This is a genomic window from Dorea sp. D27, from assembly GCF_001185345.1.
GTDB lineage: Bacteria > Bacillota > Clostridia > Lachnospirales > Lachnospiraceae > Extibacter.
Map to the genome: position 1 here is coordinate 316,478 of NZ_KQ236745.1, position 14,807 is coordinate 331,284.

A 14,807-nucleotide genomic window follows, 5' to 3' on the forward strand; every position below is an offset into this window, starting at 1 on the left:
CACGGTAGCGGTGAAGGACAGGAGCGGGAACGTGACCTCAGGGATCCGAGACGTGACGGTAAAGGAGGAGGCGCTGAAGCTGTCCGTGAGCAGCGACAGGAGCAGTGCGGATTCCGGAGATAAGGTATCGCTGGCGGCAAAGGGAAGCGGCGGCTCAGGAGGCTATGAGTACCGTTTTACGGAGACGTACAACGGAACGGTGACGACGGTGCGGGCATACAGTTCGACGCCGACGTATACATTCACGGCATCCGGGAACGGGCTGCACCGATTCACTGTAGCGGTGAAGGACAGAAGTGGCAATGTAGCTTCAAGCAACTGTGACGTTATCATAAAAGAGTCGCCCATATCATTAATAGTTACAAGCGATAAAAGCACTACAGAAACAGAAGGAACAGATATAGTATTAACTGCCAAAGGAAACGGTGGAAGCGGCGATTATGAATATCGGTTTACCGAAACTTATGGGGAAGATGTCACTACAGTACAGGCATACAGCAATAAGGCAGCATATTCGTTTAAAGCAGCCAAAGCTGGTGTACATAGATATACAGTTGCAGTGAGAGACAGTGCGGGAAATACAACTTCCATTATATATACGTTGACAGTGACACCAAAGCCGCTTTCGATATCTGTTACCAGCAGCAACTCTGCAAGCGAGGTATTAGGTACAGAGATAACTCTGGCAGCCAAAGCAGATGATGGCATTGAGCCATATGAATACCGCTTTACAGATACATACGCGGGGATTTCGACGACGGTACAGCCATACAGTACCAAGTCTACATATACCGCTGTACTTCAGGGAGTAGGCGAGCATAAATATACAGTTGCGGTAAGAGACGCGGATGGAAGGATAGGTTCAACTGTATATTCGGTGACAGTTAGGCCGGAGGCGGGATATGAGATTTCTGTCTCAATGAAAAGCAGTCAGCCACAGAGGGTCAAGACTGGTACGGGCGTGACTTTAACTGCAACGGCAAAAGGTGGATACGGGGAGACACAGTATCGATTTACTGAGACATATCAGGGAGCTGCCGTTACTAGGCAGTCATACAGCGCAAAAAACACGTATACATTTACAGCTACAGGAATAGGAGAGCATACCTATACGATAGCTGTAAAAGATAAAGAAGGCCAAACAACATCCGTAGCATATACAATGATGGTGTATGACGATACGTTAAGAGGCATTGATGTATCAGCATATCAGGGAAATATCGACTGGAAGAGCGTGAAAAACAGTGGAATTAATTTTGCGATGCTGAGAGTTCTGTCGGGAACAATGTCAAACCTGACAGTTGATTCAAAATTCAATGCTAACATTTCAGGTGCCTCTAAAAATGGCATCGCAGTAGGTGCATATAGGTACGGCTATGCTATGACAGTAGCTGAGGCGCAGCGTGAAGCGAAAGAGACGGTAAATGCTATTAAAGCCAGCGGATATAATATCACTTATCCAATAGCGTATGATGTGGAAGATGCAAATACTCAAGGAAAGCTGAGCAAATCGCAGCTGACGGCCATAATAAAAGCTTATAAGGGAGTTATTGAAAATAATGGTTATAAGTTTATGATATATGCAAATACAGACTGGCTTAGAAATAAAATTGACATGAGCAGCTTTGCAGATGTTGATGTATGGGTAGCAAGCTGGTTTTTAGATGGAACCCCGAATCACAATCATGGATATAACGGACCGGGAACGGTTACGATATGGCAGTATTCTAGTCAGGGAAGAGTCCCTGGAATCAGCGGCGATGTCGATATGAATATAGGATATAAATCATATTAATAAAATACGGCAGTATCACTCAATGATACTGCCGTATTTTATTTGCTGACAGCTGAATTACTTTAAATAAAGTGAAAATACTAAAGCTAACGTTAATGTACAGCATATTTCAATCGTTAGCGTCACTAAGTAATATATAAACATTGTAATTTGTACCAAAATTTGATATCATAATTAAGTGTAAAAAATTTGTAACATTTTGAAATAAAGAGGTCATATTATGAAAAATATCATAAATTTAAAAAGTTCTAAAACGAGGATGTTCTTACTTTGTATAGTAGATATTGGCACCATACTGCTAAATTCATATCTTTCTCTTTTGATTCGCTATGAAGGCCACCATGAGTGGATATTGCCGGAATATCTTGACAGTATCAAGAAATACGCTTTGATTAATGTTGTTATCACTATAATTATCTTTTTACTATTAAATCTATATAAAAGTATCTGGACATATGCAGGAGTACATGAAGTCGCATCCATCATAGCAGCATGTATTTTATCTACAGCTTTCCAGGCTTTGGGATTTTTAATTTTTAATCTGATTGTACCGAGAAGCTATTACATCATCTATTTCTTTTTACTGACTATGACGACAACGTCCACCAGATTCTCCTATCGACTGCTGAGGACGTTGCAAAGTAAGGTTAAGCGTTCAGGTGGCAGGCTAATAAATACTATGGTCATTGGGGCAGGGGAAGCGGGAAGCGTCATTATACACGAGCTGAAAACGAGCCGCCACCTTAACCGTAATGTAGTCTGTATTATTGATGACAACCCTTCAAAAAGGGGAAAGTATCTGCAAGGAATCAGAATTGCCGGAGGCCGGGATGATATTATCGCCGCGGTTAAGAGATACAGTATTGAAGAGATAATTCTGGCCATACCTTCAGCAGGTCCTAAGACTACGAAAGAGATATTACGTATCTGCAACGAGACGAACTGTAAGCTGAAAGTACTGCCAGGAATGTATCAGCTCATTAACGAAGAGGTGAGTGTCTCCAAGCTGAGAGAAGTATCGATTGAGGACTTGCTTGGGAGGGACAGTATTAACATTGACTTGGACAGTGTGGCAGGGTATGTGAATAACAAAACAGTATTAATAACAGGCGGCGGCGGATCGATTGGCAGTGAACTGTGCCGTCAGATTGCCAATTATTGCCCTAAATGCCTGATTATATTTGATATTTATGAGAATAATGCTTACGATATACAGCAGGAATTGAAAAAGAAGTATCCACATCTTCGTCTGGAAGTGCTGATTGGCTCTGTCCGTAATACAAAAAGGATAGAATGGGTGATGGAACGTTATCGGCCCGATGTTGTATATCACGCAGCCGCGCATAAACACGTACCGCTGATGGAGGACAGTCCAAATGAGGCGATTAAAAATAATGTGTTTGGGACTTATAAAACTGCAAGAGCTGCTGACAAATTTGGTGTAAAAAGATTTGTTCTCATTTCAACGGACAAAGCGGTGAATCCAACCAATATCATGGGAGCATCTAAACGTTTATGCGAGATGGTTATTCAGACGTTTAACAAGTATTCGACAACCGAATACGTCGCGGTTCGTTTTGGCAATGTCCTGGGCAGTAATGGCAGTGTAATTCCATTATTTAGAAAGCAGATGGAAGAGGGCGGACCTGTTACGGTTACCCATCCGGACATTATCCGGTATTTTATGACGATACCAGAAGCCGTATCCCTGGTCCTACAGGCTGGTGCTTATGCAAAAGGCGGAGAGATATTTGTTCTGGACATGGGGGAACCTGTGAAGATTGCAGATTTAGCAAAAAATCTGATTCGTTTGTCCGGATATACTTTAGGGGCGGATATGGAAATTGAATATACCGGGCTCAGACCAGGAGAGAAGCTATATGAGGAACTTCTCATAGCAGACGAAGGTCTGCAGAAAACACAAAATGATTTGATATATATTGGGGAGCCATTAGAGTTTGATGAAGTTCATTTTCTAAGTGAGTTAAAAAAATTAGAAGAGGCTGCCATTAATGAGGATATAGAAGTAAAAAATATAGTTTCCGGTATTGTGACGACTTACCATATCAAACCGGAAGATAAAGCCAGGGATGAGAAAAACTATAGAGTCCTCAACAGCCTTGGAGCTATCAGCCACGAAGGTGCTGTAGTGGAGGAGCGGAAATAACCCGAGCCAGCTAATATACTGATGTTTAACGAGAAACAGGTATAAGAATCTAAGAAGAAAGAGGAATGTAATGAGCATAAACAATCGGCCGATTTTGATTCATGAGGTACATGATTTATGGCCAAAAACATTAACTGATATTGGCGGGATGAAAAAAAGCAGCCCCTTTGTATGTCTAATGCAGCGAGGAGAAAATGAGTCATACAAATCTGCTGACTATGTCGCAAGCACATTGGAATTTGCCGAACCACACATGGCAAAGCATGGATTAGAGCGTGGGAAATTTGTGTATATCCCTAACGGCATTTCTAAAGCGGACTGGGAATTAACCGAATGTATTCCAGAAAATCATAAAGAGGTCTTAGACAGAATTAAGGGGGAAAATAAATTTATTGTAGGCTATTTTGGCGGCTTTGCGATATCGAATGCTTTGGACAGACTATTAGACGCAGCCGAGCTTATTAAAAATAAAGACATTGTTTTTGTCCTGGTAGGCAAGGGGGCGGAAAAAAAACGCCTGTGCGGGCGAGTAAAAGAAGAAGGCATTCAAAATGTGATTTTTTTAGAGCCTATACCGAAAAAAAGCATACCGGACTTACTAAAGTATTTTGACTGTGTATATATGGGAATAGAAAAAGAGTTAGAAATATATAAGTATGGCATCAGCTTTACTAAAATGTATGATTCCATGATGGGAGGCTGCCCGATTATTATCAGCATGTCAGATGTGGCAACACCTGTAGAGACTTTTCAGTGTGGCATAAAGACATCGGTGGATAAGTATAGGCTGAAAGACTGTATCGAAAAGATGTATGCCATGCCTGAAGAAGATAGGGCGATAATGGGCAAGAACGGGAAAGAGGCAGTCTTGGAGAATTATGAATATGGAAAGCTGGCTGAAAAATATGAGGCGTTATTTCCCAAGAATAAGGCAACAATATTACTAATAAACCATTATGCGGGAAGCAGCAGCATGGGAATGGATTTCAGACCTTACTATCTAGCCAAAGAATGGGTTCGCAAAGGCCATAAAGTAAAGATTATAGCAGCAGATTATTCACATCTGCGGAGGGAAAATCCATGCGTTGCCAAGGATTTTCAAAGGCAGCTGATAGATGGAGTTGAATATTACTGGATAAAAACAGGAAAATATGAAGGAAACGGAGTCAAGAGAGCATTGACAATGTTTCAATTTATCAGCAAACTATGTATTGGGGCAAAAAGAATAGCACAGGTTATGAATCCAGATGTCGTTATAACAGCTTCTACATATCCTCTGGATATATATGCGGCTAAATTGATTAGGAAGCATGTTTTTAAGAAGAGAAAGGGTTAAAAATGAGTAAGAGCAGGATGGAAAAATTCGAAAACAGAGTCTTTATGTCCAGTCCAACGATGCATGGAGATGAACAAATATATATAAAGGAAGCATTTGACACTAATTGGATTGCACCTCTGGGAACAAATGTAGACGCATTTGAGAAGGATATGGCAGAATTTATCGGGTGTGTTGGTGCAACCGCTTTATCATCCGGAACTGCTGCAATACATCTGGCGGTAAAACTTGCAGGAATTGAAGCAGATGATACGGTGTTTTGCTCAGACCTTACGTTTGCCGCGACGGTAAATCCTATATCTTATGAAGGAGGAAATGCTGTTTTTATTGATGCAGAAAGGGATACCTGGAATATGGATCCCGCGGCATTGAGAAAAGCGTTTCAAAAATATGATGATAATGTACATGAAGATGGTAAATTGTACAAGAAACCAAAAGCGGTGATTGTGGCAAATCTCTATGGTACCCCGGCCAAGCTGGATGAAATCAGGGATATCTGTAATGAATATGAGACATTGCTGATTGAGGATGCGGCAGAGTCATTAGGGGCCACATATAAAGGAATGCAGACAGGACGCTTTGGAGTGTATAATGCGATAAGCTTCAACGGAAACAAGATTATTACGACATCGGGCGGAGGCATGCTGCTGTCAGATGATACAGAAGCATTAAAAAAAGCTAAGTTCTGGGCGACTCAGGCCCGGGAAGACCTGCCTTATTATTACCACAAAGAAATAGGATATAACTATAGGATGAGCAATATCATTGCAGGAATAGGAAGGGGCCAGCTGTTACATTTGGATCAGCACTGTAAGAAAAAAAGAGAAATATATGAAAACTATAAAGAAGGCTTTAGCGATCTGCCTTTATCAATGAATCCTTATGAGACATGCAGCATGCCTAATTTTTGGCTAAGCTGTATCCTTCTGGACAGAGGGTGTAAGACGACACCTGATGAAATAAGGAGAAAGCTGGAAAGCTATAATGTAGAGTCGAGATTGATATGGAGGCCGATGCATATGCAGCCTGTTTATGAAAGTAATGATTTTATTGCATCAGGTGATGAATATGTGGGTAAAGACATTTTTGAACGTGGATTATGTCTTCCGAGTGACCTTAAGATGACTGAAGATGTACAAAATTCAGTAATAGAAATTATAAAAACAATGTTTTAATTAAAAAAGGATAATTATTTGAAATATGAATTTATATGCACACTTAATAAAAAGGGTACAAGATTTTGTTATTGCACTGGCAGTAAGTATAATTTTAAGTCCTGTATTAATTATAGTATCGCTGCTGGTAAAAATAAAACTAGGAAGTCCGGTAATTTTTAAGCAGAAACGTCCCGGATTGAATAATAAAATATTTACGTTATATAAATTTAGGACGATGACCGATAAGAAAGACAAACATGGAGAATTGCTGCCGGATAAAGACAGGATGACCAGTTTTGGCGAGTGGCTGAGGGGAACAAGCCTCGATGAGCTTCCTGAATTGTTTAATATACTGAATGGAAGCCTGGCCATTGTCGGTCCACGTCCGCAGCTAGTGAAAGATTTGGTATTCATGGACAAGGAACAAAGGAAACGGCACAGGGTCAGACCAGGTTTGACAGGCCTTGCACAAGTGAATGGCAGAAATAATATTAATTGGGACGAAAAATTCAGATTTGATTTGAAATATATAAGAAATATAACTTTCTATAATGATTGGAAGATTATGTTTCAGACCGTGCAAAAGGTTTTCTGTAAAGAAGGAATCAATACGGAGGGGTTGGCTACTTCGGAGGATTTGGGAGATTATCTGTTGCGGCTAGGCAGAATAACGGAAGAAGAATATAGAGCGGGATTGGAAAAAAGTAAATTACTGATAAACAGTTAAAATAAGTATCGGAATCGGAGGAAAGAAATGAAAAGAAATCAGGAAATGCAGATTCCCTTTTTAGTGCCGGATATTACAGAAGCTGAAATTGATGAGGTGGTTGATACATTAAAAAGTGGTTGGCTTACCACGGGTCCTAAAACCAAAAAGCTGGAAAGAGAGCTGGCAGATTTTTGTAATACGAAAAGATTAATTTGCCTTAATTCTTCTACAGCATGTACAGAAATGGCATTACGCATACTGGGTATCGGCCCTGGGGATGAAGTTATAACTACTGCGTATACTTATACGGCATCAGCCAGCGTCATCTGCCATGTGGGCGCAACGCCGGTACTGGTTGATACCGCTAAAGATTCATTTGAAATGGATTATGATCAGATGGAAAAAGCGATAACGGAAAAACCAAGGCCATCATACCTGTAGATTTGGGTGGAGTAATGTGTGATTATGACCGTATATTTAGTATAGTGACAGGAAAGAGGCATTTATATTCGGCCGGAAATAAGATACAGTCTGCTATAGGGCGTATAGTCGTGGTAGCTGATGCGGCACATGCTTTGGGAGCTACTCGAAAGGGGAAGAAATGTGGAGAAGTAGCAGATTTTACAAGCTTTTCCTTCCATGCAGTTAAAAATTTTACTACATCAGAGGGAGGAGGTCTTACTTGGAAACCAATTCAAGGGATAGATGATGAAGAAATCTATAAACGGCTGAACCTGCTGTCTCTTCATGGACAGTCAAAAGATGCATTAGAAAAAACAAAGCTGGGTGAGTGGGAATATGACGTGGTTGGTACCTACTATAAATGTAATATGACAGATGTCTTGGCAGCTTTGGGTATAGCTCAGCTAAAGCGGTATCCAGATATGCTTGACAGGAGAAAAGAAATTATAATGACTTATGACAATACATTTAAAGAACTTCCAGTGCAAGTTTTAAAACATTACGGGAGAGACTTTTCCTCGAGTGGACATTTATATTGTGTACGAATATTAGGAAAAAACAGAAAAGAATGTAACGTTATAATGAATCAAATGGCAGAACGTGGTATAGCTACAAACGTACACTATAAACCGCTACCGATGCTGACAGCATATAAAAATATTGGTTTTAATATTGAAGAGTTTCCAAATGCATTCGATATTTTTTCTAACGAAATTACATTACCGCTGTATTCTAAACTGACAGATGAGGATGTAAAATATATCGTAGAAAACTTAAAGGCATGTATCGGCAGTTAATAATCGTATGTCTCTTGGAAAAGATGTAATAAGAGAGCATTATAGCCAGATTGACAAATGCCTGGGTAACATGTATACTAATAGCGATAAATTTGGAAATCCTCGTCATATGTCTTGGATTGTAAAGGAAATGTTATGAAAAGAATAGCTGTTATAACAATGGGAGTAAAGTTAGACGATGAGAACGGATATACAAGATTTCGTTTTCTTCCTGAGTTTTTAGTAGAAAAAGGATACGAGGTGGATCTTATCACCTCGTCATTTCAGCACTGGGCAAAAGAGCAGCGTAATATTAAAGATATTAATAAAGGCAATTATCCATTCAGGCTTAGATTTATAGAGGAGCCAGGTTATAAAAAGAATATAGATCTTCGAAGAATACGCAGTCACAGGATTGCTGCAAAAAACCTTAGAAAAATGCTGGAACTGGATGGAAACTATGATTTGATTTACTGTGAGATACCCCCAAACGACGTGGCGTTGTCGGCCGCAGAATATGCAAATGAACGTGGCATTCCTTTTGTGGTTGACGTAAATGATCTGTGGCCGGAAGCGATGCAGATGGTTATTGATATACCAATAATAAGCAATTTATTATTTTATCCATTGTTGAGAGATGCAGAAAAGGTTTATAAGCTTTGCTCGGGCGTAATAGGAACCTCAGACGAATATGCGGGCAGGCCATTCCAGAGAAATTCGAAAGATATACCCAAAGAAACAGTTTATGTAGGAAATGAAATCAGTGCATTTGATGATGGTGCGAAAGCGAATATGCAGGAAGTTAATAAAGGCTCTGATGAATTTTGGGTGACTTATGCGGGGACAATAGGGACTAGCTATGATATAAGGACAATGGTACAGGCAGCTGATGAATTGAAAAAGAGAGGCTATTCAGATATTTATTTTAAAATTCTAGGAGGAGGTCCGCTTAAAGTTGAGCTTGAAAACTATGCAAAGTCGCTGACAGGAAATGTAGAATTTGCAGGGTATGTACCGTATGAGAAGATGGCCGCTTATTTGAAAAAATCGGATATACTTGTCAATTCTTTTGTAAAGAAAGCTCCTCAGAGCATTGTGAATAAGATTGGGGATTATCTTGCAGCGGGAAAGCCTATGATTAATACTTGCAGCAGTGACGAGTTTAAGAATAAAGTTTTAAGTGATGGTTTTGGCATTAATATTGAGGCAGAGGATAAGAAAGCTCTGGCTGATGCAATTCTGGGACTCTATAATAATCAAGAAGAACGTGAATTGATGGGACGAAAGGCCAGGGAAGTTGCAGAAGAACAGTTTGACAGGCCTAATTCTTACAATAAAATAGTAAAATTAATTAGTGAGCTCATAAAGAAGGACTAGTTTGGGAATGGAGTACAGTAAAGAAGAGATACGTGAAATACAAGAAAAAAGTTTGGAGATGGCGCTTTACTTCAAGAAGATATGTGATGAAAACAATCTTTTGTTTTATTTTTGCGGAGGGTGCTGTATCGGCACAGTACGCCATAAAGGTTTTATTCCATGGGATGATGATGTTGACGTATTTATGCCAAGAAGAGACTATGAATTATTAAAAAGAATATGGAAAATGAAAGCCGACACTTCCAGATATACATTAGAGAATTCTGATGAATTTCATATAGATTATAATTTGTTTTTAAATATAAGAGACAATTCAACTACTTTTATCAGACCATATCAACAAGAGTTAGATATAAACCATGGTTTGATACTTGATGTACTCCCTTTAGATGGATGCCCATCAAATAAATTCAAACGTAAATTACAGCTGATGTGGGCTATGGTATATTCACTGTACCGTTCACAAATGGTGCCCTCAAACCACGGCAGATTTATGGAAGTGGCTGGAAAATCAGCCCTTGCCCTGATACCTTCTAAAAAGATGCGGTATAAAATATGGCGCTTTGCAGAGAAAAAGATGACGAAGTATAACATAGAAGACTGCAGATTTGTGACAGAGTTATGTGCAGGTCCCCATTATATGAAGAATGAGTACCCCAAAGAAGCGTTTGACGCAGCAGTATATAAAGAGTTCGAAGGTCACATGATGCCGATACCGCAAGGATATGATGATTATCTTAGAATTGCCTTTGGTGATTATATGAAGTTGCCACCTAAAGAAAAGCAGGTTGCGCATCATGACGTGATAAAATGTGATTTGAAGGCAGGTTATAAACAATATAAAGGCAAGCTATATTGTGTTAACAGATAATCCTGTTCAATTACTGTAGCAATTCTATATTATATGTAGAAAATAGAACAAAAGAGGTGTTATATGGCAAGAAGAAGGAGAAGGGGCAGAAGAACCAGGAAGTCTGGCAATTGGTTTACAAGGCTGAGCACGGCAAAAAAGGCAGGAGTCTGTCTGGGAGGAGTTTTTATGGCCCTAGCGGCATCTGGCGTAATATATGTAGCTGCCAAGCTGGGTAAAATAGATACTCAGGATATACCTCAGGAAGATATCGTAATCAATGCAGAGGCAGAAGAAGCCGGCGAAGGCTTTACGAATGTTGCATTATTCGGTGTGGATTCCAGAGAGGGCGACCTGGCTGAAGGAACTCGTACAGACTGTATAATTGTGGGCAGTTTAAATAACAAGACGAAAGAGATAAAGATGGTTTCAGTCTACAGGGATACTTTGCTGGATATAAAAGACGGAGAACTGCAGAAATGTAATGCGGCATATAGCTTTGGAGGACCTGAACAGGCCATAAACATGCTGAATAAGAATCTGGATTTGGATATCCAGAAGTATGTGACTGTTGATTTCAGCGTTGTAGCTGAAGCAATCGATTTGCTCGGGGGCATTGATATCGATGTCAAGGAAGAGGAAATACAGTATCTGAACGAGTTTGTGTATGAGACAGGGCAGGTCGCGGGAAAAGAAGCGTACTTTGTCCACGAACCTGGTGTACAGACGCTTGATGGTGTACAGGCCACAACATACGCACGTATTCGTTCGACTGCAGGCGGCGACTTTACTAGAACGGAGAGACAGCGGATCGTAATTGAAAAGATGGTTGAGAAGATAAAGAAGAGCGACCTGGGCACGATTAATGAGATTATTGATAAAGTATTGCCAAGCATATCTACTAATTTTACATCTGCAGAAATAATAAGCTATGCAAAGGACTTTGCTAAGTATACGCTTGGAGAAAACTCTGGATTCCCAATCGACAAGACTACAGATACGTTATCCGGTCTCGGAAGTATAGTCATCCCGGTAACGCTTGCGGACAATGTCGAGAAACTGCATGAATTCCTATACGGAACTACAGATTACGCCGTATCATCTACGGTTCAGGGTATCAGCGGCAGTATAGTAAGCAGGATAGGACAGCGTGAGGCGACTGACGACGAGACGCTGAACAGCCAGACGTATAATACCGCGCCTGAGGATGCTGCGCAGGAAAAGGGAAATAATTATGGCGGAGGTACAAATAATAATACGCCGCCAGCCGATTCAGGCGGCCAGGGAACCGTAAATGATGGAAATACTACGCCAGGAGGAAGTACAGGCGGCTCCGGGAATGGAAATGGCGGTGGTAGCGGCGATGGAAATTCAGGGAATTCAGGAAATACGGAACAGCCAGATTCAGGAGGGGATTCAGGCGGTACGACTCCTTCTACACCTGATGCTCCATCAGAAGGCGGTACAACAGAATAAATAAGCCAAACTGATGCTGGAGCAGATGCTCCAGCATCAGTTTTCTATATTAATGAAATCATCATACATGACTATAACTATATCTGGTTTATAATCATTAATATAAGTCAGATAATTATCGTTATAGCGTCCATCCTGTGGATCTAGATAACGAACTTCAGAAAATGAAAGCGACAGATACTGTGTCATGGGCCGTCCATAAGAATGAGAGATGAAAAGCAGCTTTTTATCATTACTAATATTGTGGTTTGTAATAATATTTTCTACATATCCTCCTTGTAATAAGGCATTATATTTGTTGTGATATGTTTCATCTGTAAGTATAGATTTATCAATAAAAGCCTGAAAGAAGTCACCACTTTGTTCTTTTGTTATTGTTCCATCTACTAAATGTTGATACGTAAAGTCAGTCTTAAAATTGGGGACAAGTATGTTAAAATCATCTACCCCACCATAGTATTTCCCAACCCGTATACCATTAGAGCCAAGAAAAGATGAAGGATAAGACAGCGTGCTGAAATTTGATAAGTTATATTTGTCATGTTCCCATCCTATATCTGTTTCACTCTGTATAAATTCTAGTGTTTTGACAGTAGCCAAGAAAGAGGATTCTACAGTCCAATGGTGGTCGGTTTTATAATACTGGCAGCATTCTTTAAAATTTCTTAAGTCAATGGCTGATATATTTCTACGTTCCAGTTCATCCAGCAGACTGGTGTAATTAGTATCCATATATGAATCATCATATCCTTTAAGTTCATGTATACCTTCTGTACTTTTAAATGGAGCCTGAACGAAAAAGAAGGCACCGCCATTATTTTCTGTGGCACAGGCAAGCTTTTGATAAATATCAGCCGTCTGATTAACTTCTTTTGAAGAAGAGCGTTCCATAGGTTCTGTCTTGTAGAGCTGCCCGGCATCGTCTTTTACTACATCAAAATTCTTAACCTCTCTTTTTCCTAATATTTTCTGAATTGCACCGTATATATTAATGGTACTATCATAATTTGTAAATATACTGGAATAGTTTTCTTCAAAAGCCTTAAATCTTGTGGTTTCTTGAGAAGCCGATTTTTTATCGATTATAGAAGCTATAGATGGAAAAGATATAACCATACCAAAGAGTATGCCGCAAATAAATAAAATGGCCACAATAATATTTCGTATCCTGATTGCCTTCATATTATCCTCCTTGCCTAAAAATTAAAGTAGATAAAGGGGTTATAAGTTGAATTTAATACATAAATTAGTGAAATAAAAAATATTATGACAACACATACACCCTTGAGAGCTTCTATCATATTACCGGTTGAAAGTTTTCTAACCTGCTTTATACTATTTAACGGAAATGATAAAAGAAATGCAGGTATGAAAAATACAATATATTCTTTTATGAATACCATAGTTTTAAAATTTACGGCTGATAAACTGCCCCCAAAAAACATAGCCTGTAAGTAGCTGACAGCCTTTGTGACACTATCGGCACGGAAAAAGACCCAACCTACGATGACGAACAGAATAGTCCAGAGCCAGCCAGCTAAAAAATGATTTTTAAAAAAACTGCCCATTGGAGTGAATTTTTCTAGAACCAAAAGGAAGAAATACATAAGCCCCCATATAATGAAAGTAATATTAGCACCATGCCAAAGCCCCGTCAAACTCCATACTATAAAAAGATTAAGTATAGTTCTGAGTCGTCCTTTACGGCTACCCCCTAATGGTATATATACATAGTCCCTGAACCAGCTGCTTAAAGACATATGCCATCTTCTCCAAAATTCTGTGATACTTGTGGAGCAGTAAGGGTAATTGAAGTTTTCGAGATAATGAAATCCAAACATTTTACCCAGGCCTATGGCCATGTCAGAATATCCGGAAAAATCGTAAAAGATTTGAAAAGTATATGAAACAGCACCCAACCATGCCATTCCAGCAGTTAATGAATTGCCAGGCAGGCCAAAGGCTGAATCAGCAATATACCCCATTGTGTTAGATAATAGAACTTTTTTACTGAAACCAATCATAAAACGGTAAACTCCAGAAGAAAAATCGTGGATACTTTCTTTTCTGTTTTTTATTTCGTCTGCTACCGTCTCATATCTGACAATAGGTCCGGCGATAAGTTGGGGAAACAAGGTTATATATAATCCTACATTTAACGGATTCAACTGTACTTTTCCGTTTCCCCTATACACATCTATTACATAAGAAATGGCCTGAAATGTAAAAAATGAAATGCCAATAGGTAGAATTATATCAGGAATATTAAAATCAAATAAAGCTAATCGATTTAAAATGTTTAGAGTAAACACTAGATATTTAAAGTGAAATAATAATCCCAGGTTTCCTGCTATCATAAAGAATAAAGCCGTGTATACCAGGGGGGGGGTATTTTTCAGGCGGTCAACAATAATTGCGGACAACCAATTGAAAATAATAGAAAGGATTAATAGTATAACAAACTCTGGCTCTCCCCACGCATAAAATATAATACTTACGGCTAATAATACTATGTTTTGAGTTTTTCTGTGACCTCTAAGCAAATAGTACATTGCTAATGTAATTGGTAAAAATAAAAAAATGAAAACAGGAGATGTGAATAACATAATATTTATCCTTTGCATTTATTTTGTCCTTTGTCAATTTAAATATTATATAATTGTTATTAGTTTAATGCAATACTTATATTACCAACTACGGAA

General features: G+C 39.3%; 10 protein-coding genes and 1 pseudogene. 9 read left to right on the forward strand and 2 right to left on the reverse strand.

Annotation, left to right across the window (positions count from 1 at the left end):
* From HMPREF0980_RS12710 to HMPREF0980_RS12750, 9 genes and pseudogenes are all read left to right on the forward strand, one after another.
* On the forward strand, positions 1-1,795 hold a 1,795-nt coding region (locus HMPREF0980_RS12710; RefSeq protein ID WP_304437663.1), incomplete at its 5' end, for a glycoside hydrolase family 25 protein.
* Between the two features lie 220 nt (positions 1,796-2,015).
* Positions 2,016-3,962 (forward strand): polysaccharide biosynthesis protein, encoded by a 1,947-nt coding sequence (locus HMPREF0980_RS12715; RefSeq protein ID WP_049729470.1) that lies wholly within the window; start codon positions 2,016-2,018, stop codon positions 3,960-3,962.
* A 70-nt stretch (positions 3,963-4,032) separates the two neighbouring features.
* Positions 4,033-5,298 (forward strand): glycosyltransferase, encoded by a 1,266-nt coding sequence (locus tag HMPREF0980_RS12720; protein WP_049729471.1) that lies wholly within the window; start codon positions 4,033-4,035, stop codon positions 5,296-5,298.
* A gap of 2 nt (positions 5,299-5,300) precedes the next feature.
* The gene (locus HMPREF0980_RS12725) at positions 5,301-6,473 is read left to right on the forward strand and encodes an aminotransferase class I/II-fold pyridoxal phosphate-dependent enzyme (protein WP_242847403.1); all 1,173 of its coding nucleotides are present in this window, start codon (positions 5,301-5,303) and stop codon (positions 6,471-6,473) included.
* A gap of 25 nt (positions 6,474-6,498) precedes the next feature.
* Entirely contained in the window at positions 6,499-7,182 is a 684-nt protein-coding gene (locus tag HMPREF0980_RS12730) for a sugar transferase (protein WP_049729472.1), read from the forward strand.
* Positions 7,183-7,227: 45 nt separating this feature from the next.
* Positions 7,228-8,423 (forward strand): annotated as a pseudogene (locus HMPREF0980_RS12735) (DegT/DnrJ/EryC1/StrS family aminotransferase).
* Between the two features lie 135 nt (positions 8,424-8,558).
* Positions 8,559-9,779, forward strand: a complete 1,221-nt coding sequence (locus HMPREF0980_RS12740; RefSeq protein ID WP_049729473.1) for a glycosyltransferase family 4 protein — start codon at positions 8,559-8,561, stop codon at positions 9,777-9,779.
* A 7-nt stretch (positions 9,780-9,786) separates the two neighbouring features.
* Positions 9,787-10,650 carry a LicD family protein gene (locus HMPREF0980_RS12745; RefSeq protein ID WP_049729682.1) on the forward strand — a complete coding sequence of 288 codons (864 nt, stop codon included), beginning with the start codon at positions 9,787-9,789 and terminating at the stop codon, positions 10,648-10,650.
* A 63-nt stretch (positions 10,651-10,713) separates the two neighbouring features.
* Positions 10,714-12,105, forward strand: coding sequence for an LCP family protein (locus tag HMPREF0980_RS12750; RefSeq protein WP_049729474.1), 1,392 nt, complete (start codon positions 10,714-10,716; stop codon positions 12,103-12,105).
* Between the two features lie 36 nt (positions 12,106-12,141).
* On the opposite strand, the gene HMPREF0980_RS12755 is transcribed toward HMPREF0980_RS12750, so the two are convergent.
* Together HMPREF0980_RS12755 and HMPREF0980_RS12760 are read right to left on the reverse strand one after the other, a co-directional pair.
* Entirely contained in the window at positions 12,142-13,287 is a 1,146-nt protein-coding gene (locus tag HMPREF0980_RS12755; RefSeq protein ID WP_049729475.1) for an alginate O-acetyltransferase AlgX-related protein, read from the reverse strand.
* A 14-nt stretch (positions 13,288-13,301) separates the two neighbouring features.
* Positions 13,302-14,711, reverse strand: a complete 1,410-nt coding sequence (locus HMPREF0980_RS12760; protein WP_049729683.1) for an MBOAT family O-acyltransferase — start codon at positions 14,709-14,711, stop codon at positions 13,302-13,304.
* Positions 14,712-14,807: the final 96 nt, after the last annotated feature.